We start from the raw sequence: 26,174 nt of genomic DNA, 5'->3' as shown, positions 1-26,174 counted from the left end.
AACTGGATACGGCCGCATCAGTTCAACCAGGGACTGGCACCGGCCGTCGTCGAAGAAAAACTTAACATAGTGTCCGGGATGGGTTGACCACTACAAGGCTGGTTTATTATTTGTCAGTGTGAAGTGCTCGAAAGTAGGCGTGGAGACTCCCAGGTCTTTCAGCAAAGATTTTCTCCACAAAGGATAGATTTTCAGGAAGACGGAACGGGCCGTCTCACCGTCTTTGAGCCCCAATGCAAAGAACGACATCAAGCTCGGCTCACTCAGTTTTCTCCTCAGTAGGTCGTGGCTAGCCGTAGCTGCCGTCATCATATGAAGGGTGTCTGCCAAACTCTCATTGTCAAGATCTCGACCTGTTACATGACGCACCAACAGGAAGAGGATCTGCCATAACTCTCCACTATTGCGGGGCTTGGTGTTCTTTTCAAACGAAAAAAGAGCAGCATTGCGTATTAGTTGTGCTAGTGATGCAATAGCATTGCGAGGTGCATCTTCTTTTTTCATTGCCTTCGCGTGCCAGATGGCCATGAGGGATGCCACTGCCATTGCATTCATTTTGTGCTCGCCGAGCATCAGGCTCATGAGGTGACTCGCATGGGTTAGCAAATCACCATAAGTTGAAGGTTTGCGATCCCATATGCCATTGAAGATGGCGATGCAATGAGGAGTTTTCTCGATCAAATCCGCACCGTCAGCGAGATCCTGCATACCTCCCAGCTCATCTGGCAGGCTGGCAATTTGCCATCGTTGATCAATCCCGATCTCAACTCCCCATATACAAAGCATCCCAATTTTTTCAGCAACCTCCTTGGAGCTAAGTATCCCCTGAGATTCGATCGCAGATAGAGCATCAAGCGTGCATATGCTTCTAAAGTCTGGGTCACCATCTTGGCAGAACAGGCGAATGTATGCATCGTCCGAATACAGTAGGTATGATGACTGATGAGAGAGGGCCTTAATTTCGTCTGTGAGCCTCACCGATTCAGGCATTGATTCTGGAAGCGACGATTTTTGCTCGGATGGTTGTCGTAATTGAGAAAAATGAGCCTGCAAAATTTGTTGAATGCCTTGTCTTTTTTCGCGATGAAGCGAGCCGTCAATGGGGTCTCCGATCTTTCCAAGTTCTTGCATCGTTCGCTGAGAGACCGCGATAAATGGAAAAATCTTGAATAACAAACCAAGAATGCCTAGGTCATAGGTCAGCATTAGAGATAACAAATCCATTAGCGGCGTATGGCTTTGCATCTGGTTCGTTGGCACTGCTGTCCACGGAAATAGGATCATCGCTAGAACCGCTCTCTTATCTGAGCCTTTAGCATTCTTGGATATTTCCCAAAGATGAGGAAGATTTCTTGCTTCTGGATAGGTGAGGTCTGGTCTCCAAGAAAAAGGAGCGTGTTTATCTTCTTCTTGTTGCGTTCGTTTCTGCCGCCTCGCCTCGAACTGCTCAGGAGACTCTCCAATTAAATCGGTGAGTATCGCGATTAGTTCTTCTGCACTCGCATCAGCAGGTATGGAGGCTGACCGCATAATTCTAGATTTAGGGAACTTCAAACTATAGGCTTGCAGTCTTCGCTGATATTCTTCGATTTGTGCTGGGTCTGGCTTTCCTTGTAACGGAGATATGGCAATGGACATCAGAAACAGGCCTTCCTGTTCCTCGCTATCCGTATCTGTCAGCTCACCCATTCGCCATGCGATATCACGAGCACGAGCGTCTGAAGGATTTTTTGCTCGAACCAAATTGTGCAATAGTCGCAGGTGCTTCAATCCGTTTTTTGGGTCGGATGCGGTCAAGATTTCAGCTGCTGCAATGGCTTCCTCTATAAAGCCGCATCGAGTTGTGATATCGATGAGGGTTCCCAACGTGAAGGGATCTTTTGAACCCCTCTCGATGAGCGAAGATAGGAGATCTCTGGCTTCAGCAGTGTGGCCCAGGCGATCTAAAGCCGAAGCTTTGATTGCTACCAGCATTTCCTGCGTGGGGAACCTAATCTGAGCTTCCACGATCCAATCTAACAGTCGATCCCATTGTTCAAGCGTTGCATAGGCTTGGGCGAGTTGGAGAACAGCGTCATATGGGAAAATTCTATCCGCCTGTAGAGTCTCGGCCACAATTACAATTTTTTCTGCGTCTTGATAGAATCGAGGATTCAGTGCAAAGAACAGTTGCGTCGCCATTGACTTAGGTTTACCTAGCTCACAGAAGCTATCATACAAACCCGAGATCGCGTCTGCTTGTCTAACCTTATTTTTTGAAATCGCTATAGCATAGTTCACTACTGCTTTCTGTGCAGCAGAGTTTGGATTCTCGTCAAAAATACTCATCCACTTTCTAACGAGGTCAGTTCGCACTAGTCTGTTGGAGGAAAGGATCGCAGCTGTGAGAGCCTCCTCAAACATTGGGTCAGTTTGATCTAAACTAGCCAGGGCTGATTCAAAATAAGCGATACACTCAGCATCATGCTTAGCCATGTGGAGTAAAGACGTTCGGCGTATTTTTTTCGTTGAATTTTCTGCCTGGCGTGCGTTAGCGGTTAGTGCAAGATCAAAATTGCCCACCTGCGTAGCGAGCGACTCGACAGCGGTTTGCAGTGTTGAGAGGCTTGGACGTTTTTCAGCAGCTTCACGAAGAACTGCTAACGCCTGCTCCTCTGTGTGAAGCATTGAGGCTGCTGCACTAATGATATCCGCTATAAATTCGATATTGCTGGTCCAGCCAGCCAGGCGTAGTCCATCGAGTGCCGCAAGCATGCCAGTCCAGGCTTCTTGCAGAAGCATCAAATTGGCATCCGAATATCCAGATAAAGGCATTCGGATGTGCTCTGATCCGTGATCCGGTTCGACATCCACGGCGAGATGGAATTGAGCTTTCGATTTCAGAATTAAGAACAGATTACGTGTCGCATCTCTAATATTCTCTAGGGGAAGTCCGGCATCACAGACCTCGATGGCTTCCTGCCATCTTGATCGCATAGTTCGAATGATAGCCTTTGCTGCAAGCTGCTCCGGACCATCAAAAGAATTTAGAACCTCCTCTGCCTCCTCGTCTCGCTTTTCCGCAGACAAGAGTCTAGCTTTTACTCCAAGGATTAACGGTGCAGAAGATTGGAGAGCCTCATAAATTTCCGTGAAGTCATTTGGTCCATCCTCTGCGAAGGTAATCGCCATTTTTGCCTCTGCCCACGCTGCGATAAACCGAGGATGGTTCGGACAAGCATTCATAGCTGCTGCATAGTCTGCACATGCTTGCTCTTGAGCTAGGTTCGCCATGTGTAGACGGCCGCAAAGATGCCAATAGTCACCCACTTCTAATGGTGTAGCGCTGGCCAGTAAGTCGTCAGCCGACCTTAACATTTCCTCCGCACGTGCGAATGAACCCACGGATAAGTAGCGTTCGGCTTCATCGAGATACCACACCATAGTGCCGAGTGGTTTAGCTGGCCATGACGTTACCGGATCTTCGGCCATTGATTCAATTAGGGCCGGGCTTCGTTCAGAAAATCCTCGCGGAATTTTTTCGAGTAAGGCGATACTCGCAGAGGTGTCTAATCCAGGATTCTGTCGTTCGAGGGTGATATGCAGCGTCATCCCGATGCTAGCTAGGGCTCTGAACTGTGCGAGCTCCTTTGTGAAGTTGGTGTTCTCGTCTAGCAAGTCTTTTTTTGCAATGCGAAGAGTTACCGAGACCTGCTCATCAGGAAGATCACGTGCATTGATCCGTTTTAGTTCGTCGTGAATCCATACGTAATAGAGAGGGCAGTCGATAGCTCGCGGATGGGCACTTAGATCACAAAGCACAAGCAGAATGGGCTCTGTAAATCTCGCGTAGTAGCGAATTGTTGACGCTTTCAGTTGAATCGAAAATTCGCTTCCATTGGCCACTAGGTCTGGAACTGTAGTGCCTTTGAGTTGAACGCGAAATGTGTCAGTGGCCTGGCTGTTTTCGAAGGTTAGGACTTCGTAATCGATTCCGAAGTCGCCTGTGTTTGTGCCGGGTTGTGGCGACCAGTTTTCTGGGCAGCGGGCACCAAAACACTTCTCAGCTCTGCCCCCGATAGCCTGTGCTTCGCTGACAGTAGGTAGTGGTCCATTCTGAGACATTTCGACCTTTCGTTGATGTTTCATGCTTTCCTGTCATGTTGTTAATTTTTGAGCAGGACAAAGTTGCGTCTAAGTTTGAAGAATTTCCAATTGGTATGGTAATTTATAGTTAATTGCCAATGCAATAATTTTTGGCGAGCGAGCAAAAACAAAGCAGTGTTGACAATCATTGTTTAACTTCTTGTTAGAAAGTTTGCGGACAAACCCATGGGAAAAACCGAATTCGAGTGGCACGACGACCTGCAGACGTTGGCTCTTGCGAAAGCCATTTTGCAAAACGATGCGGCAGCGGCAGAAGAAGCTCTAAAAAATGGTGGCAATCCCAAGGCCTACTGGATCGATGGGAGCACCACTCTTCATGACCGTGCAGTGAAGAGTTCGTCTTCGTCGGAATCGCTTAAGAGCTTGTTCACCTCGAAGAACTTTGGGAAAATCCTGCGGCTAGCTGAAGAGCCGGACTTATGGACTCAATCCTTTGTTCTATTCGCTGCGAGGCGTGGTTATGACTTTGAATGTCGCCCTGATGGTTCCCACTCTAGGCTGATCAAGATTGGAACCACCAAAGGAATTCTTTCGCGGATCTGGCGTAAGTGGGACTTGATCAAAGACGCCCGCTGTAGTGATGTCGAATCGGAGAGCAGGAGCCGGTGGACACTGTATTTTGGTGAGCGTTGGAGCGATAGCGTAGACAGATTTGAGATCCACTTTTCTATCGATGCATCGACCTGGGAAGTGCTAAGACAATTTAACACTGCTCGCGATGAAGGGCATATCGCACAGCCATTAGACGAGAATGACACTTTGATCTGGCCTCAAAAGAACTGGGAAGCTGAGAGCAAGACTTACAGTCTACTCGGAGAGAAGGCCCAATACACGGTTGCAGACATGGTGAGCTGCATGAAGAAGGGTGGCAGTCCTTTCACTCGCTTCGATGGCTTCTATGCTGACGAAATTGATCCTCATCCTTCTGTGTCGGCATTTATGGAAACAGTGCGTGAGGAGCTCGGTGATGAGCCTGGCTGGCACCTTCGGATGCCAGCACTACTCACTAAAGAGGGGCTCAAGGATTTATACGCTAAGGCCGAGCTTCGGCTCAGAGCCACATCTTCTTAATTTGGCTGTCTATTTTTTAAAAAATCTATGAAGTGTATCTACTGCGACGAAGAGAAGGCTGCGGGGCTCTTCTCATTGGAGCATATTTTTCCCGAAAGCCTCGGCGGCAAACTCTGTGACGATTTTTTCAAGACCAGAGCAGTTTGCCGAGACTGCAATTCCAAAGCAGGCCTTGTCATTGATGGTCCCTTCTTGAAGGGGGCATTGACGAAGAACGTGCAAGCCATGTCGCAGATGGATTTTGTCGATCCACATTCAAGTTCGTCGTGGGCACCTTTTTTCTACAAGGGACAAGTTCGAAATTTGGAATTGAAAGAGGGTGAGGTTTGCGAGAAGTGGGAGGGGGCTCACGGTGAGCATGTCTACCATGTCCATCTGGAGGATGCCCCGATATATGATACCTATACTGGTGGGAATCCTATCCAGCGGAAAAGACATCCTGGCCGAGCTTATCTATTCTTGACCGATGCTCAAAGTGGCAAGGTCTGTTTCACTATTCGATCTTTTGAATTGCAGTTCAAGGGAGCTCAGCGTTACGCCGGAAACTTTGATGTTGAGATAGAAGATCAGACTACGGTAGGTCGGATTCCAGAAGAGCATCGAGCTGAATTTCGCAAGATCCATACTTTAGCTTTTTCGCGATCCCCCTTGAGCATGAGTATGGCCGTGGATACAGGGGCGGAAGAAAAATTCATGGCTAAGATCGCGAGAGCTTTCGGCTTTCAACTGTTCGGCGAATCTTACCGTGACTCGGACTACAGCAAACGATTGAAACTTGCCATGCTTGAGCGGGACGGTGATCGACGTCGTGAATTAGTCCATTACTTGACGAGAGCTCCTAACATGCAGCAGGTCGCCAAGTTCATCCACGTGCGTGGCACTTACACTATTTACTTTCATGCTATCGAAACGGGATTCATCCTTGGCCTCGTGATGCCAAATGGTGACGGCTACTTCATTATCCTGTCTGACGAGCAAGCCCTATGGGCTGATAGCCGATTCGATCCATACCGTGACGGCGTGGCCCACGTGGTGGCTCATGGAGCGAATATGTTCATTGGCCCGCTAAGTTTTGCTGAGCTTCATGCACACAATTCCGGTGTGGGAGAGCATTCAGGTTTGGCTGAACTAGAGCGTCGGCGGTTTGGCGTTGTGAAGCCTGTGAGCTTTCAATTTACGTCAATTTTGGGGACTAACGGGGGACTGGTGCAGGGTGGGACTAAAGATCTGAGCAAATCCTAGAGGGGGAATTTCTAAAATTTAATTTCCCAGAGGTATTGCTGCATCATCGGGGTCAGTTTCTCGGTGGGGCTGTTCTTGACTGCGGCGGCGTTGATTTCGTTCGGGACTGTGGTCATTGGTTCGTCTGGCGATGCGATAAGTCTGGTGTTGCGGGAGCGCAAACCACCCCCGCGCGTAACCCGTCATTCTACCGCTTTCGGCTGCTGGCTGACGAATTCAGGCAAATGAGGAGAAGATCGCCATGAACAGATGTGGACGTGAGTGGGGAATGGCGCGTCCACGATGCGCGGCCTGGTTCGCGTCTCCAGATCGCCAAAAGGGGGCTGCATGGGGCTAGAATGGATCAATGCATGCGGGGGCAGGTCAGCGAAGATGTGGCGGAAATCGGATCGCAAGGAGAGAAAAATGAACTATGCGATTGATATTGATCGGGCGGTTGATGGCGAGGATCAGGCAACGGCCTTGAGTCTGGCCAAGCAGTGGGTAGCCGCTGCGCCGGAGGACGCCGCTGCGTGGTGCAAACTCGCTCACGTTCATGGCATCGGAGAGGATTTCCAGAAGGCGGATATAGCAGCGTCCGAGGCGCTTAGAATTTCTCCTGACTCTCAGCCTTATTTATTCGAAAAAGGCTATATCGCTTACCGTATGGGGAACCAGGCGGAGGCCGCGCGCGCTTTTGCCGCCTGTGCCGAGCAGGCAGGGTTGGCTGACGACAGTTTTTATCTGGATGCTGCCCGGATAGCCCAAGCCAGATGCCTGGTGCTGGACGGTCGCTCTCAGTTGGCGGCTGCTGTCATCGCCGCTGCTGCCCCGGACGCCGCGACGTGGCTGGACGGGCGATTTTCCAAAGAGGACGTGCTAAAGCTTATAGCGATTAGCAAGTAGCGATTTAGCAAGGCGTTGCATCCGGCGCAGATCAGATAGGCGTCAGGATAGGCGCGACCACCAAATCGATGCGTCAACATTGTATCTCCTGGGGCGACAAAGAGTCTCCTTTCGGCTGGTTTATCGCACACGGTTGCGGCGGCATACTGCCGTATCGGTTGCCGGCGTGTGTGAACTGAATCACGCTGGCGGCCTCACCTACGTAACGCATCTTCCAGGAGAATACTCATGAAACGCTTTTTATCCGGGCTCGCCTTCGCCGCCTTCTCTTTTGCCGCCGCCGCTACCGCGTACGCGGCCACGCCGGACGTCAGGATGTACCGGCTGGATTGCGGTTACATGACGCTGGGCGACAAGTCAGTGATGTCGGACGAAGGGTTGTACCAGGGCCAGTCCTACGACATCGTCATGTCCTGCTATCTGATTAAACATGGCGACGATTGGCTGCTGTGGGACGCTGGCCTGCCGGAAAAATATCTTGCCGGCCCTATCACCGAAGGCAGTTTTGCAACCGGACTTGACCGTACCATCGTCGAGCAGCTCGCCGACCTGGGCCTACGTGCCGACGACATCAAGTATGTCGCCGTATCGCATTCGCATTTCGACCACTCCGGTCAGGTCAACAGTTTCCCCAACGCGACCCTGATCATCCAGCGTGGCGAGCTGGAAGCCATGGCGGATACCAAGAAAGCTGCCGCGCACTATATTGATGCCGGCCTGTTCAGCTCCCACATCTCAGGTGACAAACTGCAGCGGGTACGAATCATCGACGGCGATGTCGATCTGTTCGGCGACGGTACACTGCAAGCGATCCAGACGCCTGGCCACACGCCCGGCAGCATGGCGCTGCTGCTCAAACTGAATCACGCCGGTTATTACGTATTGTCCGGCGACCAGTGGCACTTTACCGAAAACCATCAGCGCCAGCAGGTGCCAACCTGGAACTATAACCACCAGCAAACCGTGGCGTCCGGAAACAAGCTCGATCAGCTTATCGCTGGTAAGCACGCCACGCTGGTGATCCAGCATGAGCCGGTCGACAACCAGAAGCTGTCGAAGATGCCTGGCTTCCTTGACTGAGTAATTACTGCTGAAGCGTGGCGACAATGTGATCGAGCACCACGCGCGTTTTGGCGGTCATTTTTCGGCCCACCGGTATCAGTGCATGGACCGGTGGCGCCGGCACGTCGGCCTGCGGCAACACATGCACCAGGCGTCCGTCCAGCACAAAGGGCCGGGCGAAGCGGTCGATCATTTGCGAAATACCCAGGCCGAGGACTGCCGCTTCGACAAACGCATGCCCGTCCAGTATTAGCGCCGGCGTTGGCGCAAACTCGCGGCGCTGGCCATGATCGTTCAAGGACCAGCCGCGCAATTGTCCTGTGAAGCTGCGAAACAGCACGGCGTCGTGATCCATCAGGTCCGAGATCGACGCGATGGCATCGCGTTGCTGCAAATAGGCAGGCGACGCGTACAGACCGAGTTGCAGGTCGCAGATTTTGCGCACGGTCATTTCACTGTCGGCGGGGAGATGGCCGATCCGGACCACGATGTCCCAGCCGTCGCCCACCGGATCGGACATCCGGTCGTTGAGCGACAGTTCCACCACCACCTTGGGATAGCGTTCGCGCAGCGCGCCGAGGGTCGGCAATATCAGCCGTCCGAAGCCGGCAGGCAGGTCGACCCGCACCCGTCCTACGGGTTCGGCCCGGTTGGCAGCCAGCGCCTGCTCGGCCTCGCGCAGACGGTCGATGGCGACGCGCGCTGCCGCCAGATAGGTCTGGCCATCCTCGGTGATGTGGACGGCGCGCGTGGTGCGCTGAAACAGCTGCGTCGCCAGATGTTTTTCCAGCCTTTGCACCGCTTTGCCGACGCTCGACTTGTTGGTGCCCAGCCGCTCGGCGGCGCTGGTGAAGCTGCCTGTCTGCGCGACCGCGACGAACGCCATGATGTCTTGCAGCGTGGCGCCAGTCATTTCCTGCATTGTCTCTCCTGTCGCGCCAAAGGAAATCAGTTTAGCAGGTCCTGGAGAGCGTCGTGGAGTGCACGCATGTCCTAAATCATGTCCATCTACGTCGTTTGCCGGATTGCGGCCTCAGCCTACTATGTCTTCACGCAATCTCGCTAACCCTCACAAGGAGTCGCATCATGACGCAAACCTATCAAGGCACCGCACTTATCACTGGCGCTTCCTCCGGCATCGGCGCCATCTACGCAGAACAGCTGGCGCATAAAGGCTACGACCTCATCCTGGTGGCGCGCGACCGCTCGCGCCTGAATGCGCTGGCCACCCGCATTACCACCGCCACCCAGCGTATGGTCGAGGTACTGGATGCCGACCTGGCGATTCCCGCACAGCGCGCCGTGGTCGAAGCCAAACTGCGCGACGATGCCAGCATCACGCTGCTGGTCAACAACGCCGGTGTCGGTACGCATACGCCGCTGCTGCAAAGCGACGTCGAGCGCATGGAACAGATGATCGACCTGAACGTGACGGCACTGACCCGCCTCAGCTACGCGGCCATACCGGGCTTTGTGGCGCGCGGCAAGGGCGGCATTATCAATATCTCGTCGATCGTCGCGATTGCGCCGGAAGTGCTGAATGGTGTGTATGGCGGCAGCAAGGCGTTCGTGCTGGCCTTCAGCCAATCGCTGCACCACGAACTGGCCGACAAAGGCATCCGCGTCCAGGCCGTGCTGCCAGGCGCCACCGCGACCGATTTCTGGGCCACCGGCGGTCTGCCACTTGAGCACCTGCCGGCCAACATCGTCATGCGTGCCGAGGACCTGGTGCGTTCCGCGCTGGTCGGCTTTGATCGCGGCGAGCTGGTCTCCATTCCATCGCTGCAGGACGTGGCGCACTGGGATGCTTACGAGGCCGCACGCAAAGCCTTGGCGCCGCACTTGTCGACCAACACGCCAGCGCCACGCTACGCCACCGCTTAATCACGCAATCAATATCACTTACCTGGGAAAAATTATGAAACTGACCGACAACACTATCTTCATCACCGGCGGCGCTTCCGGCATCGGCCGTGGCTTGGCAGAGGCCTTCCATCAACGCGGCAACAAGGTCATCATCGGCGGCCGCCGCAAGGCGCTGCTGGATCAGGTGGTGGCAGCCAATCCCGGCATGGAAGCGATCGAGCTGGATGTCGCCGATTCCGCCAGCATTGATGCAGCGGCGCAGACGCTGATCGCCCGCTATCCGTCGCTGAACGTGTTGATCAACAACGCCGGCATCATGCCATTCGACGACGCCGGTGGCGTACTGGACGACGCCTTGACGCGCACCTTGATCGATACCAACCTGCTCGGCCCCATCCGCCTGACTTCGGCGTTGATCGAGCACCTGAAAGCTCAGCCCGCAGCGACCATCATTCATAACACCTCGGTGCTGGCCTTCGTTCCGCTGGCAGTGACGGCCGTGTATTCCGCCACCAAGGCAGCACTGCATTCCTACGCGATGTCGCAGCGCTTCATGCTGCGCGATACCAATGTCAAGGTGCAGGAAATCGCCCCGCCGTGGGTAGATACTGACCTGATCAAGAAGAGCGGCGACCCGCGCGCCATGCCGCTCGATGCCTTCATCGCCGAAACCATGCAAGGACTGGCCAGCGATCGCGAGGAGGTGGTGGTGGAAGCCATCCAGGGCTTCCGTGCCAATCCCGGCCCTGGCGAGTACGGCGTATTCAACGGCTTCAACGCTGAAATGATGGTGAATCCAATCCCGGTCTGACCGGTTGGCGCGACTGCTTCAGTGCGGTCGCGCCTGCGCAATAGGCGCCGGCATCTCCACACCGGCGGGGCCTCGGCCTGCTGGCTGGCGTGTCAGAATTGTTGGCCTTATTCCCGACAAGGAAAAACTGAGTCCGTCACACCCGCGCCTCGCGCCGCAGCGATAGTGGCGGTACGCCAAAGCCGCGCACAAAGGCTTCGCGCAGGTGTCGGCGGTCGCGGAAGCCGGTTTCCCGCGCGATGATTTCCAGCGGGTGCCGGCTTTGTTCGATCATCAGCCGCGCGGTTTCCAGGCGCAGTCCTTCGAGCGCCTTGGCTGGCGACTGTCCGGTCTCGGCGGTGAAGACGCGGGTGAACTGGCGCGGACTCAGGTTGGCGCTCTCGGCCAGTTCTTCCACGCTGACCGCCCGGTGCAGATTCTTGCGCGCATAACTAAGCACATTTTGTATGCGATCCGATTTGGGTGACAGTTGCAGCAGTTCGGAATGCTGGGTCTGCCCGCCGGAGCGGCGCTGATGCATGACCATTTTATGCGCCACGGTGCGGCCCACCTCGTGGCCCAGGTCTTTTTCCACCAGCGCCAGCGCCAGGTCGAGGCCGGCTGTCATGCCGGCGGAAGTCCAGACCGGGCCGTCCACCATGTAGATACGATCCTCTTCGACATGGGCGTCCGGATGCATCTCCTGCAGCGTGCGGCCGTAGGCCCAATGGGTGGTGGCGCGGCGCCCGTTGAGTAGTCCGGCCTCGGCCAGAATGAAAGCGCCGGTGCAGATGCCGGCAACGCGGCGCCAGGTGTCGCCATGCTGTTGCAGAAAGTCGACCAGCTCGGCCGGCGTTGGATTGCCAAGCGGATCGGTGACGCCCAGCACCACCAGCGTATCGAGCCGGCCGGCTTCGCCGATCGCCTTGCAGGACACCGTCACCCCCATCGACGAGCGCACGCCGCCTGCCTCCAGCGCGTATTGTTCCACCGCATAAAAGGGCTGATCCAGGCCGGCGTTGGCGAATTCGAATACCGATTGCGTGCCGAGCGCAAGCATTTGAAATCCGTCTGTCAGCAGGTAGCCTATCCGATGCATGCTGTACTCCAAATTGAAACGAAGCAGCCATCATAGCGCGCATTGCCGCCGTCTGCGGGAAGACGAGTTATGCCAATGGAGAGAGAACGCGTGGTGGCGATCGGGCTAGCGCACCACCTGCAAGCTGGTCTTCTTGCCGTGCCGGTAGGTGAACAGCGTCAGCGCGGCGTTGCGCAGGTCGCCGTTGGCGTCGAAGCTGATGGTGCCGGTGATGCCCTGATACCGGACGTTGGCCAGCGCCGGCAGATAGCGCGCCGGGTCCGCCGACCTGGCCTGCTGCATGGCGCTGGCCAGCACCATCACGGCGTCGTAGGCGTAGGGCGCGTAGGTTTGCAGGCTCAGTTTGTAGCGCTGCTGGTAGCGCGCGGCAAACGCATCGTAGGCCGGCTGCTGTTGCTTGTCGATGCCACCGGCCACCACGCAGATCACCTTGTCATCGCCGAGGGCGTCGCCGGCCAGGATCGGCATTTTTTCCGAGCAGATGCCGTCGCCGGACACCAGCCTGGCAGTAATGCCCAGCGCCTTCATCTGCTTCAGCATGGGGCCGGCCACCGCGTCCATGCCGCCGTAAAACACCACGTCCGGCTTGTGCGCGCGGATCTGCGTCAGGATCGCGTTGAAGTCGACCGCCTTGTCGCTGGTGAACTGGCGGCTGACAATCTGCGCGCCGCCGGTGCTTTTCACCCCTTTGACGAATTCGTCCGCCAGTCCCTGGCCGAACGCGGTGCGGTCGTCGATGACGGCGATCTTGCTTGCCTTGAGCGTGGCGACCGTGTAGCGCGCCAGCACGCGGCCGACCAGATTGTCGTTGGCGACGACCCGGAAGGCGGTCTCGAAGCCCTGGTGGGTGTACAGCGGCGTGGTCGCGGCCGGCGATATCTGCGGCACGCCGGCGCTGTGGTAAATCTTGGACGCCGGCACCGTGGTGCCCGAGTTGAGATGGCCGACCACGCCGGCCACGCCCGCGTCGACCAGTTTCTGCGCCACTGCCGTGCCTTGCTTGGGATCGCTGCCGTCGTCTTCCGCCAGCAGCACCCACTGCACTTTTTTGCCGTCGATGGTGACGCCTTTGGCGTTGAGATCGTCGATCGCCATTTGCGCGCCATTTTCAATGTCCTTGCCCTGGTGGGCGCTTTGCCCAGAATATGGTGCTGCGGCGCCGATCTTGACGACGGTCTGGGCCTGGGCGGAAGCTAGCGTCAACAGCAGCAGTACGAAAGGAGGAGTGCGTCGCATGGGAGCCTTGGTGGGCTTCTGAGCCCGGTTAATCGTTTGGTTGAAACTCATCACAATAATGATTGCATGCTGCTTAAAGTTCGGCGCCGCAGTCCTTGCAGTAGCGCGATGCGGCGTCGTGGCCGGTGCTGAGGCAGGCAGGACAGGCGCTTGGCGTCAATGTGGCGCGGCCGCGCTGGTAGGTGATTTCGGAGCTGATGATGCCGGTCGGGACGGCCAGGATGCCCCAGCCCAGCAGCATCATGAAGGAGGCGATGGCGCGGCCGATGTCGGTCTTCGGCACCAGGTCGCCGAAGCCTACCGTGGTCATGGTGGAGATGGCCCAGTAGACGGCGGTGGGGATGCTGGTATAGCCATTCTCCGGCCCTTCCACCACGTACATCACGGTCCCCAGCAGGAAAACGATCAGGAACACCACCGACAGGAAGATGAAGATCTTGCGCCGGCTGGCGAGCAGTGCGTCACCCAGCATGCTGTATTCCTCAATGTACAAGGTCAGCTTGAGGATGCGGAAGATGCGCAGCAGGCGCAGAATCCGCACGCCCATGATGACATGCGCGCCCGGAATGAACAGCGAAAGATAGCTCGGCAGGATCGACATCACGTCGATGATGCCGAAGAAGCTGCGCGCATACATCACCGGGCGCTGCACGCACAGGCAGCGGCCGATGTATTCCAGCGTGAACAGGATGGTGAATAACCACTCGGCGGCATGCAGCCAGGCGCCGTATTCGGCGGCAATCGACTGCACGCTGGTCAGCACGATGACCAGCACGCTGAGCAGGATGGCGCCGATCAGCGTCAGATCGAAGGCGCGGCCCTTGCGCGTATCGGATTCAAAGATGATGGCGTAGAGTTTCGCGCGCCAGCCGCCGGCCGGTTTGCCGAGGCGTTGCTGAAGCGGATCGATGGGGCGTTGGACTGGATTCATGGGCATCTATCTTACTGGCAAATCCACACCGGTGGCGGCCATATCGAATGGGCATGGATCGTGGCACTTTCCGCATGCCTCGCGGCCCGGCCTTTGGGCTAGCATGGCGGCATGAAAAAACTACTGCTCACCTTATTGATGGCGGCCGGCCTGTCCGCCCATGCCGCTGAACCATTCGTCAAAGGCGCCGATATCGGCTGGCTGCCGCAGATGGAGGCCACCGGCTACAAATTCCATAACAGGCAGGGCAAGGAACAGGACCTGCTGCAGATCCTCAAGGATCACGGCATCAACACGGTACGTCTGCGCACCTGGGTGCATCCGTCCGACGACAAGGCCAGCGGCCACAATAGCAGGGACGAAACCGTCGCGATGGCGCTGCGCGCGCAGAAGATGGGCATGCGCGTGATGCTGAACTTCCACTACAGCGACAGCTGGGCCGATCCGCAGCAGCAGCGCAAGCCTGCCGCGTGGGTGGGCCACGATTTTGCGCAACTGAAGAAGGATGTCTACGACTACACCTATGAGGTCATGCGCGCCATGAAGCAGGCCGGCGTCACGCTGGAATGGGTGCAGGTGGGGAATGAGACGCGCACCGGCATGATCTATCCGGAAGGCCATACCGACAACTGGCCGCAACTGGCGCAGCTGATCAACCAGGGCTATGACGCCGTCAAGGCCGTCAGCCCGTCCTCCAAAGTAGTGCTGCACCTGGACCGTGGACAGGACAATCAATGGTTCCGCACCTGGTTCGATAACGCCAAAGTGCACGGCGCTAAATATGACGTCATCGGCCTGTCCTATTATCCGTACTGGCTGGACGGAAAGCCGGACTATACGCAATCGATCGACGCGCTGGCCGCCAACATGAACGACATGGCGACGCGCTACGGCAAGGAGGTGATGGTGGTTGAAGTGGGCGGTGAGGACAGCAAGCCACAAAATACCTACGACATGCTGATGGCCGTGCAGCAGAAGGTGCGGCAGGTCCCGGGTGGAAAAGGCCTGGGCGTCATCTACTGGGAACCGCAGGGCGCCCGCAGCTGGAGCCATTACGAGTTGAGCGCGTGGGGCGACGATGGCCGTCCGACCAAGGCCATGGATGCTTTTTTGGATTCCTTATAAAGTAACTCATTTATCTTCGTACTCAGTGATTTTTGAGTGTGTATACTTTTTGTATTCAACTAAAAATAATCACTGAAGGATCGGGATGAACAAAAATCTGATGGCGCTGGCGATTGCCGGCGTATTCGCGGCGGCCAATGCGCAAGACAATGGCTCCGACAAGATCGAAAAGGTCGAAGTGACCGCGACCCGGACCGGCGCGGTGGATGTGCAGCAGGTACCGGCCGCGATCACGGTCATCAAGCCGGAGGCGCTGACCAGATATGGCCAAGGCAGTTTGAGCGACATCGCCAACCTGGTGCCGGCGCTGTCGCTGCAGGAGCAGGGCGCGGGCGTCAACAACATCACGATCCGCGGCCTGGTGGTGCGCGGCATTGTGCCGTCCGAGGTGCAGGATGCATCGCTGGTGGCGGTGTACATCGATGAGATGCCGGTCACGCTGAAGTCCAGCAATCCCGACCTGAAAGTGCTGGACCTGGAACGCGTGGAAGTGCTGCAAGGCCCGCAAGGCACGCTGTTTGGCGCCGGCGCCATGGCCGGCACGGTGCGCCAGATTACCAGGAAGCCGGAGTTCAATGACTTCTACGGTTCGGTGGAAGCGGTCGGTTCGCGCACGTCGAAGTTCGGCGGCGACAATCACAATGTGCGCAGCACGGTCAACGTGCCGGTCAAGGACGATGTGCTGGCGCTGCGCCTGACCGGCTATACCGGCAACGATTCCGGCTACATCCTGAATCAGCACAACGGCAAGACCGACAACGATGTCTCGACCAACCAGGCCCGCGTGGCGGCACGCCTGCGCGCCACGCCGGATCTGCTGATCGACGCCAGCGTGACCGCATCCAATATCAAGGGCGGCATCAACGATGCGTATTCCGGCCTGGCGCCGTACACCACCACCTCGCTGATCCAGCAGACCAGCAAGGACAGCCTGCAACTGTATAACCTGACGCTGAACTATGATGCAGGTGCGGCACAACTGGTGTCGTCCAGCTCTTACCTGCACCGCGATACGCGCTACATCAACTCCGGCCAGTACAAGGCAACCGCCTTCATCTTCGGCGGCCAGTTGCCGCTGATCGCCTCGTCCTACGTGATCGACAACGCCATCACCAATTTCGCGCAGGAGTTCCGCCTGCAATCGAAGGCGGGCGGCCCGCTGAAGTGGACCGCCGGCGCCTTCTACACGCAAGGCAAGCGTGACCTGCGCCAGGACCAGCCGACGCCCGGCTTCGACGCCCGCTTTGCCCTCGCCAAGAACTTCCCCGGCTATAACTCGCAGCTGAACGACAACGCCTTCACGCCGGACGACTACTTCTCCGGCACGCAGAACATCGATTCGAAAGAGGCTGCGGTGTTCGCCGAAGCCACCTACACCGTATGGGACAAGCTGGACCTGACCGCCGGCGTGCGCCTGTTCCGCGGCACACAGGACTTTGATCTGAAATTCAGCGGCCTGTTTGGCAACCTGATCAACTCGACGCCATCGGCGCCGCAGAGCAGCAAGCCGGAAATCAGCACCAGCAGCGAAACGTCGAAGGGCGCCAATCCACGCTTTGCGGCGGCGTACCGTATCGATGAGGACCACACCGTATATGCCTCGGTGGGGAAAGGCTTCCGCTACGGCGGCAACAATCAGCCGGTGCCGTTTGATTTCTGCGGCCAGAACGCGCCGTCGACGTTCTCGCCGGACAGCCTGTGGAACTTCGAGGCCGGCTCGAAAAACACGCTGTTCGATCGCCGTGTGACCTTCAACGCCAGCGCCTACGTCATCAAGTGGAAGGACGTGCAGGTATTCAACCGTCTGCCATGCACCTACTACTTCACTGAAAACGCTGGCAAGATCCGCAGCGAAGGCGTGGAGCTGGAAAGCTTCTTCAAGCTGTCGCGCCAGGCTTCGTTCGGCGTCAGCGCGTCGTTCAATCACTCCACCGCCACCGATCCTGTGATTACCGGCGTGGCCGCGCAGTCGATACCGGAAGGCGCACGCGTGCCGTATGCGCCGAAGTTTGCCGCCACCGCTGTCGCCAACTACAGCATTCCGCTGGGCGCGGCGCAGGAGATCGCGCTGTCGGCCAACTATGCGTATCGCGGCGAGTCGTACACCAACTTCGCGGCGTCGCAGGGCAGCTACTCGCGCATTCCTTCATCGAATACCTTGAACGCGACCATTGTGTATCGCACCGGTGCGTATGAATTTGGCCTGTTCGGCACCAACCTGACCAATGGCGCCAAAATCAGCGACATCACCACCAATACCATCGCGATCCAGCCGGGCGATAATCTGTACATGATCCGTCCGCGCACCGTGGGCCTGCGCGTCAAGGCACGCTTCTAAGTCGCATAGTTTGATATCTCTTGTTATATGGAAAGTATTCCGCTAAGCTGATCGCATTCATCTCTCCGCCCCCATGCCACCTCCGCCTGGCGGGCAACTATTTCTACGGCCCCACCCCCGCCGTGTTCGAATTCTCTTAGCTCACCCCATAGGAAACTTTCATGTTTGCTAACCTGAAGATTCGTACCCGGCTGATAGGCACCATGGCCTTGCTTGGCGTACTCATTATTTTTATCGGCGTCAAAGGTATTGTCGCGTTGCATACATCCAACAATGTGCTGAAGGATGTGTACAGCAATTCCATGGTCTCGATGAAGGCCATTTACGAGGCGCAGATTCAGATCGACCGTGCGCGCCTGTCGCTGGATCGCGTCGCCCTGGCGCCGGATGCGGCCAATGTGCCGGAAACCCTGAAGCGCAGCCAGGACTTTATCGAAGGTAGCAACAAGTTCTGGAGCAGCTACTACTCGCTGCCGTTTGGCGCTGGCGAAAAAGAACTGGCCGACAAGGTGGCCGCGCAGCGCGATGCGCTGATCAAGGATGGTCTGCTGGCGGCCGTCAAGGCCATCAACGACAAGAACAAGGCGGAGATCGACCGCCTGATGCTGAGCGAAGTCACGCGCCTGTTCCGGCTATACACCGACAGTTCCGAAAAGCTGTCGGGCTATCAGCTGAAGGCCACTGCCGAACAGTATGACGCCAGCCAGTCCGCCTACGACCGCAACATGGTGATCGCTGTCGGTGCGATTGTTGTCGGCATCGTGCTGGCTGCGGTCTCGGGCTATTTGCTGCTGGGCGCGGTCATGGGCCCGCTGACGCAGTCGATTGCCCATTTCCAGGCCATGGCACATGGCAATCTGTCCAACCACATCGAGCACGGCCGCAAGGACGAAATGGGCGAGATGATGGAAGGCTTGCAGCAGATGCAGGAGCGCCTGGCCGGCACCGTGCGCAGCGTGCGCGAGGGCAGCGACGCCATCGCCACCGCATCGAGCGAAATCGCCGCCGGCAACCTGGACCTGTCGCGCCGCACCGAGCAGCAGGCCGCCAGCCTGGAAGAAACCGCGTCGTCGCTGGAAGAACTGACCTCGACCGTGCGGCAGAATTCCGACAATGCACGCCAGGCCAATACGCTGGCGACTTCGGCTTCCGATATCGCCGTCAAGGGTGGCGAGCTGGTGACGCGCGTGATCGACACCATGGGTTCGATCACCCAATCGTCGGACAAGATCGCCGACATTATTGGCGTGATTGACGGCATCGCTTTCCAGACCAACATCCTGGCGCTGAACGCGGCGGTCGAAGCGGCGCGTGCCGGTGAGCAGGGCCGTGGTTTCGCCGTGGTGGCTACCGAGGTGCGCAACCTGGCGCAACGCTCGGCCGCCGCCGCCAAGGACATCAAGGCGTTGATTACCGATTCGGTGGAGAAGGTCGGCAGCGGCAGCGCGCTGGTCAATGAGGCTGGCACCACCATGGAAGAGATTGTCACCAGCGTAAAGCGCGTGACCGACATCATCAGCGAGATCAGCTCTGCTGGCCGTGAGCAGGAAATCGGCATCGAACAGATCAACACTGCTGTGGCCGAGATGGATACCGTCACGCAGCAGAATGCCGCGCTGGTGGAAGAGGCCGCCGCCGCGTCGCAAGCGATGCAGGAGCAGGCCGTCAAGCTGGCCGAGATGGTGGCCGTGTTCCAGGTGGAAGGCAGCAATATCGCCGCCCGCAAGACGGCATCGGCACCGGTGCGCAGCGCCACGCGCACCCATACTCCCGCCGCACCAGCCCGCAAACCGGCGCTGAAGCTGACGCCCAAGCCGGCTGCCGCCTCCGCAGCCAAGCCAGCCGCCGCACCGCGCAAAGCACCGAAAGACGAAAGCCAGGAGTGGGAAGAGTTCTGACCGTTTAAAAGCAAAAAAGCCGGCGCACCGCCGGCTTCCCCGAATTTTTTATTCTTCCAGCAGGCTGCGCAGCATCCACGCGGTTTTTTCGTGGACGTCGAGGCGCTGGGTCAGCAGGTCGGCGGTTGGCTGGTCGTCAGCTTCGTCGACCACCGGCAGCAGCTTGCGCGCGGTGCGGGCGGTGGCTTCCTGTGCTGCCACCAGGTGGCGCACCATGTCCAGCGCCAGCGGCACGCCTTCGACTTCTTTGATGGTCGCCAGTTTGGCGAACTGGGCGTAGGTGCCCGGCGCCGGGTAGCCGAGCGCGCGGATGCGTTCGGCGATCTGGTCCAGCGCGGCCCATTGTTCGCTGTACTGCGTCATGAACATCTGGTGCAGCGAATTGAACATCGGACCTTTGACGTTCCAGTGGAAATTGTGCGTCATCAGGTACAGCGTGTAGCTGTCGGCCAGCAGGCCGGACAGGCCGGCGGCGATCTTGGCACGGCTTTTTTCGGTCAGACCGATATCGATCTTGATAGGTTTTGCAGCCATCATTTCACTCCTAGGTTGGTCATTCGACTGCACCATTGTAGCGCCATGCGGCTGAACGTGCCTGTACCGCTTGCCAGACCTGCTTGCCATACCTGTTACCCGTCCCACTTAGCCAGGCTGCCAGCCGCCGCCGATGGCCTTGACCAGCTGCACGCCGGCCTGGCGGTAACGCGTGGTCAGGTCCAGCTCGCTGCGGCGCGATTGCAGGTAGGCGGTCTGCGCCGTCACCACTTCCAGGTAGCTGGCCGCGCCCTGGTCATAGCGCTTGGTTGCCAGGTCCAGCGCGCGCTGCGCGGCCGAGGCGGCCAGGTGGTCGGACTTGGCTGCTTCCTCGTAGTTGTTGAGCAGCGTCAGCTGATCCTCCACTTGCTGGAACGCGGTCAGCACCACCGAGCGGTAGCGCTGGCCGGCTTCATCCAGCGACGCTTCGGCGCCGGCGATCTGCGCCTTGCGGCGGCCGCCGTCCAACAGGTTGACCGCCAGCGTCGGGCCAACCGCCCAGAACAGGTTGGAGGCGCGGGCGAAGCGGTCGAAGTCGCTGGTCTGGTAGCCGCCGGTGACGCCCAGCGTCAGCGATGGGAACAGCGCTGTGCGCGCCACGCCCAGCTGGTCGCTGGCGGCAGCCACGCGCAGCGCGGCGGCGGCGATGTCCGGACGGCGCTGCAGCAGTTGCGACGGCAGGCCAAGCGGCAGCACCGGCGTGACGAAGCTGGCGCCATCGCCTGGCGCGATGCTGAAGCTGGCGGCGTTGGCGCCGACCAGCGCGGCAATCGCGTGTTCCTGCACATTGCGCTGCGCCTGGCGCTGGCGCAGCAGCGAGCGGGTGGATTCCAGCTGGGTTTCGGCGCGCGCCAGGTCGAGGCCGGAGGCGCTGCCGCCGTCGTGGCGGCGGGTCATCAGTTCGGCCTGGCGCTTGTACGCGGCTTCAGTGTCGCGCAGCAGCTTGAGGTCGGCGTCGGCGCCGCGCAGGGCCAGCAGCGTGTCGGCCAGCTGGATTTGCAGCGACAGGCGGGCGGCGGCCAGATCGGCGCCGGCTGCCTGTTCCTGCGCTTCGCCGGCGCTGACCTGCTTGGCGATGCGGCCCCACAGGTCGACTTCATAGCCGAGGTCGAACTGCAATGTGCCGCTGTTGTATTCGGACGGCGAGGTGGCGCCGCGCAGCGGGCGCAGGTCCGACTGGCGGTCGCGCTGGCCGTTGAGCGAGACGCCCAGGGTTGGCGATTGCGCCGAACGGGCGACGCCGGTTGCGGCCTGCGCCTGCCGGTAGCGCGCCAGCGCGCTGGCCAGATCGGGACTGTTGGCGATCAACTGCTGTTGCAGCGTATTCAGCTGCGCGTCCTGGTACATGCTCCACCAGTCGGCTGGCAGCTGCGGCGTTTGCGCGTTGCCGTCGGACCAGCCGGCGGGGAGGTCGCGGAAGCTGTCGGCCAGCGGCACGACGGGCGGCTGTTGCACCGGCGCCTGGGCGCAGGCGGCCAGCGCCAGGGCCAGGGTTGTGGCATAGAGTATCTTCACAGCTTGGCCTTTGCATTGTTGGCGCTGGCCACGCGCACCTTGTCGCCGGTGGCGACGCCGTCCGGCGGATTGGCGATGACCTGGTCGTTGCGATCGATACCGGCCGCCACTTCCAGTACATTGCCGAGGTCGCGGCCGACGGTGATCTGTTTCACCACCACGCGGCCATCCTTGCCCAGGGTGGCGACCTGCGTGCCGGACTTGTTGAAGATCAGCGCGCTTGGTGGAATGCTCAGCGCACCGCTGGCCGTTGGCGTGTCGAAGTGAATCGAGGCATAGCCGCCAGGCAGCAGCTCGCGGCTGTCGTTCTGCACGGTCAGCTGCACCAGCATGGCGCCGGAGCTGGCGTTGATCGCCTGCGACAGCGACTGCACGGTGGCGGTGTAGGTCTTGCCCGGACGCTCAGGCACGCTTAGCTCGGCTTTGTCGCCGGTCTTGATGGCAGCCACCTGGCGCTGCGGCACGTTGACGTAGACGCGCAGGCGGCTGAGGTCGGACACCACGAACAGTTCCGAGCCCGGCGCGCCGCCAACGCTGATCAGCGCGCCGACGTCGGTGTTACGGGCGGTGACCACGCCGTCAAACGGCGCCACCAGGCGGGTGTAGCGTTGCAGCGCCTGTACCCGGTCGACATTTGCCTGCATGGCGTTGACTGCCGACTGCTTGGCCGCCAGGTCGCCGGCCTTCTCGTCGGCTTCCTGGTGCGAGACGGCGTCCGCCGCCAGCAGGCCTTGCCAGCGCTTGGCGGTGCTGGTGGCCAGCGTCAGGTTGCTGCGCGCGGTGGCCAGCTCGGCCTTGGCTTGCAGCAGCTGCTGGTCGAGGTCAGGGGTTTCGATGTCGGCCAGCGTCTGGCCGGTTTTCACCGGCGCGCCAATGTCGACCTTCCATTCCTTCAGGTAGCCGCTGACGCGGGCGTAGATCGGCGCGCGCTGCCACGGCTCGATGCGCGCCGGCAGTTCCAGCGGGGCGCCGGCAGCTTGGCCGGCGGTGGTGATGCTGACCAGCGGCACCACCGGCGTGCTGGCTTCCTTGACTTGTTCGGCTTGCGAGCGGCGGCTCAGGACGCCAGCCGCCACCAGCGCGGCGGCGAGGACGATCAGACCCAGGGCCAGCGGCTTGTGACCGGTGCGAGATGGTTTAGACATGGACAGGTGCTCCGGAAATAGGTTGGTCGTTGGATGTGGATTTGGGCGCGTGCTTGCGGTGCACCAGGCTGAACACCACCGGCACAAACAGCAGCGTGGCGGTGGTGGCGAAGATCAGGCCGCCGATCACGGCGCGGCCCAGCGGGGCGTTCTGCTCGCCGCCGTCGCCGAGGCCCAGCGCCATCGGCAGCATGCCGATAATCATCGACAGCGCGGTCATCAGCACCGGACGGAAGCGCACCGAGCCGGCTTCCAGCGCGGCAGCGGTGGCGTCGCCCAGCTCGTCCAGCCGTTCGCGGGCGAAGGAGATCACCAGCACCGAGTTGGCGGTGGCCACGCCCATGCACATGATGGCGCCGGTCAGCGCCGGCACCGACAGCGTGGTGTTGGTGGCAAACAGCATCCAGACGATGCCGGCCAACGCCGCCGGCAGCGCCGAGACGATCACCGCCGGGTCCAGCCACGACTGGAAGTTGACCACGATCAGCAGGTAGATCAGCACCACCGCGCCCAGCAGGCCGTACAGCAGGCCAGCGAAGGCGCGGTCCATGGTCTTGACCTGGCCCAGCATCTGCACGGTCGAGCCTTTCGGCAGCTCGGCCCTGGTCTCCTCGATCGCCCGGTTGATGTCCTTGGCGACGGCTGCCAGGTCACGGTCCTGGGTGGTGGCGTAGATCTGCACCATCGGCTGGATGTCGTACTGGCTGACGATGGCCGACTGCGTGCCGCGCTCGAAGCGGGCGACGCCGCCCAGCGTGGCGGTGCTGGTGGTCGAGCCGTTGCCGACCGGCAGATTGGCCAGCGCCGACAGCGAGTCCATCTGCGGTTGCGGCGTCTGCATGACGATCGGGTAGCTGACGCCGTTAGCCGGATTCAGCCAGAAGGTCGGCGCCACCTGCGACGAACCGGCCAGGTTGACCACCATGCTGTTGGTGATGTCGCGCGTGGTCAGGCCCAGCTGCTGCGCCTGGGTACGGTCGATGTCGACATTGAATACCGGCGCTTTATTCGACTGCTGGATGCGGGCGTCGGCCACGCCAGGAATGGCGCGGATGCGTTTCAGCAGCTTGTCGGCGTAGGCATAGTTGTCGGCGATCTTGGCGCCACGGATCTGCACGTCAATCGGCGCTGGCGAACCGAAGTTCAGGATCTGGCCGACGATGTCGGCTGGCGGGAAGGAGAAGGTGGTGTCCGGGAATTCTTCCGGCAAGACCTTGCGCAGCTTGCGCACGTACTCGGCGGTTGGCGCATGCTCTTCGCCCAGCGCGATCTGGAAGTCGCCGTCGTGGGGGCCGGTCGTGCCGGTATTGTTGTACACGGTATTGATCGAGCTGGCCGGCATGCCGATGTTGTCGGTCATGGTGACGATCTCGTTGGCGGGAATCACGCGGCGGATGGCTTGCTCGATGCGGGCGAAGCGGGCGGCGGTTTCCTCGATCCGGGTGCCCACCGGCACGCGCACGTGGATCAGTACCTGGCCGGAGTCGACCGATGGGAAGAAGTTACTGCCCAGGAAAGGCACCAGCGAGAACGAAGCCAGCACCACCACCATGAAGCCGATGATGAAGCGTTTGCGGCTGACCACCGCCGCTTCCAGCAGATTGCTGTAGCCGGCGCGCAGGCGCTCGAAGCGGGCCTCGAAGCCGCGCTGGAAACGCACCAGCGGATTCGACGACGGCGCCGGCTGGCCATGGCCATTGTGGCCATGGGCGTGGCCTTCGCCGGTGTCATGCGGTTTCAGCAGATAGTTGGCCATGGTCGGCACCAGCGTGCGCGACAGGATGAACGAGCAGATCATGGCGAAGATCACCGCCTCGGCCATCGGCACGAACAGGAAGCGCGACACGCCGTCAAGGAAGAACATCGGCACGAACACGATGCAGATGCACAGCAGCGAGACGAAAGCCGGCGTGGTGATCTGTGCGGCGCCATCCAGAATCGCCATTTCCACCGGCTTGCCTTGTTCCAGGTGCCAGTTGATGTTTTCGATGGTGACGGTGGCGTCATCGACCAGGATGCCGACCGCCAGCGCCAGGCCGCCAAGTGTCATCAGGTTCAGCGATTCGCCGAAGGCCGCCAGGGCAATGATCGAGCCCAGAATCGACAGCGGAATCGATACCGCGATGATGATGGTCGAGCGCCAGCTGCCGAGGAACAGCAGGATCATCAGGCTGGTCAGCGCGGCGGCGATCACGCCTTCCGAGGCCACGCCCTTGATCGCGGCGCGCACGAACACCGACTGGTCATTGATCGGCGTGACGGTCAGCGCTTCGGGCCAGCCGGCTTTCAGCGTGTTGATCTTTTCACGCACGCCATCGACGATGGACAGCGTCGAGGCCGAGCCATTCTTCAGCACCGACATCAGCACCGAGCGGCTGCCGTCGACGTGCACCACGTTGGTCTGCGGCGCATTGCCGTCGTGGATGTTGGCGATGTCGCCCAGGTAGATGGTGGCGCCGTTGACCACTTTCACCGGCAGGCGCGCCAGGTCGGCGATGGCCGACGGCGCGCTGTTCAGCTGGATGGTGTATTCCAGGCTGTCGATTTTCTGCGTGCCGACTGGCGTCAGCACATTCTGCGCCGCCAGCGCGTTGGCGATGTCCTGCGCCGACAGGCCGCGTGCCTGCAGCAGCGCCGGGTCAACGTCGATCTGCACCTGGCGCTGCTTGCCGCCGTAAGGCAGCGGGATCGCCGCGCCCGGCACGCTGACCAGCGGCGTGCGCACGGTGTTGGTGCCAAGGTCGGACAGCTGCTGTTCCGATAGTCCCTTGCCGGACAGCGCCACCTGCAGGATAGGCACGGTGGCGGCGTTGTAGTTGATGATCAGCGGCGGCGTGATACCGGCTGGCATCTGGCGCAGCAGCGCTTGCGAAATCGCCGTCACCTGGGCATTGGCGACGGCGATGTTGACGCCCGGCTGGAAGAAGATCTTGACGATGCTGACGCCGGTGAAGGTATTCGCCTCGATGTGTTCGATGTCGTTGACGGTGGTGGTCAGCGCGCGCTGGAACAGCGTCGAGACGCGGCCGGCCATCTGGTCGGGCGGCTGGCCGGTGTACTGCCAGGCTACCGCGATCACCGGGATCTTGATATCCGGGAAGATGTCGGTCGGCGTGCGCAATGCCGCCAGCGGACCGACGATCAATAGCAGCAAGGCCATGACCACGAATGTGTAGGGGCGCCGTAGCGCCACGCGGACGATTTCAATTAACACAAACTTACCCCCAGGGACAGACTGACCGGGCAATATAGCGCGGTGCAGCATTTTGAGTAATGCGGCGGAATCGAATG

General features: G+C 59.3%; 18 protein-coding genes. 9 read left to right on the top strand and 9 right to left on the bottom strand.

What is annotated here, in order from left to right; genetic code table 11:
- Positions 1 to 90 precede the first annotated feature (90 nt).
- Complete coding sequence (locus tag BLS51_RS07080) at positions 91 to 4,128, bottom strand: DUF4365 domain-containing protein (protein ID WP_090175961.1); 4,038 nt, start codon at positions 4,126 to 4,128, stop codon at positions 91 to 93.
- Between the two features lie 183 nt (positions 4,129 to 4,311).
- On the opposite strand from BLS51_RS07080, the gene BLS51_RS07075 reads away from it, so the two are divergent.
- From BLS51_RS07075 to BLS51_RS07060, 4 genes are all read left to right on the top strand, one after another.
- Positions 4,312 to 5,217, top strand: a complete 906-nt coding sequence (locus BLS51_RS07075; RefSeq protein WP_090175964.1) for a hypothetical protein — start codon at positions 4,312 to 4,314, stop codon at positions 5,215 to 5,217.
- Positions 5,218 to 5,244: 27 nt separating this feature from the next.
- Positions 5,245 to 6,459, top strand: coding sequence for an HNH endonuclease (locus tag BLS51_RS07070; RefSeq protein WP_090175967.1), 1,215 nt, complete (start codon positions 5,245 to 5,247; stop codon positions 6,457 to 6,459).
- A gap of 405 nt (positions 6,460 to 6,864) precedes the next feature.
- Entirely contained in the window at positions 6,865 to 7,344 is a 480-nt protein-coding gene (locus BLS51_RS07065) for a hypothetical protein (protein ID WP_090175971.1), read from the top strand.
- 228 nt (positions 7,345 to 7,572) lie between these two features.
- The gene (locus BLS51_RS07060; protein WP_090175974.1) at positions 7,573 to 8,424 is read left to right on the top strand and encodes an N-acyl homoserine lactonase family protein; all 852 of its coding nucleotides are present in this window, start codon (positions 7,573 to 7,575) and stop codon (positions 8,422 to 8,424) included.
- 4 nt (positions 8,425 to 8,428) lie between these two features.
- On the opposite strand, the gene BLS51_RS07055 is transcribed toward BLS51_RS07060, so the two are convergent.
- Positions 8,429 to 9,328, bottom strand: coding sequence for a LysR family transcriptional regulator (locus BLS51_RS07055; protein WP_090175978.1), 900 nt, complete (start codon positions 9,326 to 9,328; stop codon positions 8,429 to 8,431).
- 164 nt (positions 9,329 to 9,492) lie between these two features.
- Here BLS51_RS07055 and BLS51_RS07050 point away from each other — a divergent pair, with 164 nt between their 5' ends.
- Both BLS51_RS07050 and BLS51_RS07045 read left to right on the top strand, forming a co-directional pair.
- Positions 9,493 to 10,290, top strand: a complete 798-nt coding sequence (locus BLS51_RS07050; protein WP_090175983.1) for an SDR family NAD(P)-dependent oxidoreductase — start codon at positions 9,493 to 9,495, stop codon at positions 10,288 to 10,290.
- Between the two features lie 34 nt (positions 10,291 to 10,324).
- On the top strand, positions 10,325 to 11,083 hold the full coding sequence (locus BLS51_RS07045; protein WP_090175987.1) for an SDR family oxidoreductase: 759 nt from the start codon (positions 10,325 to 10,327) through the stop codon (positions 11,081 to 11,083).
- A 136-nt stretch (positions 11,084 to 11,219) separates the two neighbouring features.
- Here BLS51_RS07045 and BLS51_RS07040 read toward each other — a convergent pair whose 3' ends face one another.
- The 3 genes from BLS51_RS07040 to BLS51_RS07030 all read right to left on the bottom strand — a co-directional run bounded on the left by BLS51_RS07040 (position 11,220) and on the right by BLS51_RS07030 (position 14,328).
- On the bottom strand, positions 11,220 to 12,161 hold the full coding sequence (locus BLS51_RS07040) for a GlxA family transcriptional regulator (protein ID WP_090175991.1): 942 nt from the start codon (positions 12,159 to 12,161) through the stop codon (positions 11,220 to 11,222).
- Positions 12,162 to 12,266: 105 nt separating this feature from the next.
- Positions 12,267 to 13,397, bottom strand: a complete 1,131-nt coding sequence (locus tag BLS51_RS07035; RefSeq protein ID WP_090175994.1) for a branched-chain amino acid ABC transporter substrate-binding protein — start codon at positions 13,395 to 13,397, stop codon at positions 12,267 to 12,269.
- 73 nt (positions 13,398 to 13,470) lie between these two features.
- Positions 13,471 to 14,328, bottom strand: a complete 858-nt coding sequence (locus BLS51_RS07030; RefSeq protein WP_090175998.1) for an ion transporter — start codon at positions 14,326 to 14,328, stop codon at positions 13,471 to 13,473.
- A gap of 111 nt (positions 14,329 to 14,439) precedes the next feature.
- Here BLS51_RS07030 and BLS51_RS07025 point away from each other — a divergent pair, with 111 nt between their 5' ends.
- The 3 genes from BLS51_RS07025 to BLS51_RS07015 all read left to right on the top strand — a co-directional run bounded on the left by BLS51_RS07025 (position 14,440) and on the right by BLS51_RS07015 (position 19,689).
- Positions 14,440 to 15,453 (top strand): glycoside hydrolase family 53 protein, encoded by a 1,014-nt coding sequence (locus BLS51_RS07025; RefSeq protein ID WP_090176002.1) that lies wholly within the window; start codon positions 14,440 to 14,442, stop codon positions 15,451 to 15,453.
- A gap of 85 nt (positions 15,454 to 15,538) precedes the next feature.
- Positions 15,539 to 17,791 carry a TonB-dependent receptor gene (locus tag BLS51_RS07020; protein WP_090176007.1) on the top strand — a complete coding sequence of 751 codons (2,253 nt, stop codon included), beginning with the start codon at positions 15,539 to 15,541 and terminating at the stop codon, positions 17,789 to 17,791.
- Positions 17,792 to 17,952: 161 nt separating this feature from the next.
- Positions 17,953 to 19,689, top strand: coding sequence for a methyl-accepting chemotaxis protein (locus tag BLS51_RS07015; RefSeq protein ID WP_090176011.1), 1,737 nt, complete (start codon positions 17,953 to 17,955; stop codon positions 19,687 to 19,689).
- A gap of 48 nt (positions 19,690 to 19,737) precedes the next feature.
- On the opposite strand, the gene BLS51_RS07010 is transcribed toward BLS51_RS07015, so the two are convergent.
- The 4 genes from BLS51_RS07010 to BLS51_RS06995 all read right to left on the bottom strand — a co-directional run bounded on the left by BLS51_RS07010 (position 19,738) and on the right by BLS51_RS06995 (position 26,097).
- Positions 19,738 to 20,223, bottom strand: a complete 486-nt coding sequence (locus BLS51_RS07010) for a Dps family protein (protein ID WP_090180472.1) — start codon at positions 20,221 to 20,223, stop codon at positions 19,738 to 19,740.
- 108 nt (positions 20,224 to 20,331) lie between these two features.
- Positions 20,332 to 21,738: an efflux transporter outer membrane subunit gene (locus BLS51_RS07005; protein ID WP_090176015.1), complete on the bottom strand. Its 1,407-nt coding sequence runs from the start codon at positions 21,736 to 21,738 to the stop codon at positions 20,332 to 20,334.
- Complete coding sequence (locus BLS51_RS07000; RefSeq protein ID WP_090176020.1) at positions 21,735 to 22,883, bottom strand: efflux RND transporter periplasmic adaptor subunit; 1,149 nt, start codon at positions 22,881 to 22,883, stop codon at positions 21,735 to 21,737. The genes BLS51_RS07005 and BLS51_RS07000 overlap by 4 nt, the downstream gene beginning before the upstream one ends.
- Positions 22,876 to 26,097, bottom strand: coding sequence for an efflux RND transporter permease subunit (locus BLS51_RS06995; RefSeq protein ID WP_255369052.1), 3,222 nt, complete (start codon positions 26,095 to 26,097; stop codon positions 22,876 to 22,878). Before BLS51_RS06995 ends, BLS51_RS07000 begins: the two co-directional genes overlap by 8 nt.
- Between the last annotated feature and the right edge of the window lie 77 nt (positions 26,098 to 26,174).

The organism is Duganella sp. OV510 (assembly GCF_900100205.1).
GTDB lineage: Bacteria > Pseudomonadota > Gammaproteobacteria > Burkholderiales > Burkholderiaceae_D > Rugamonas.
This window is presented reverse-complemented; position numbering and strand designations above follow the sequence as displayed.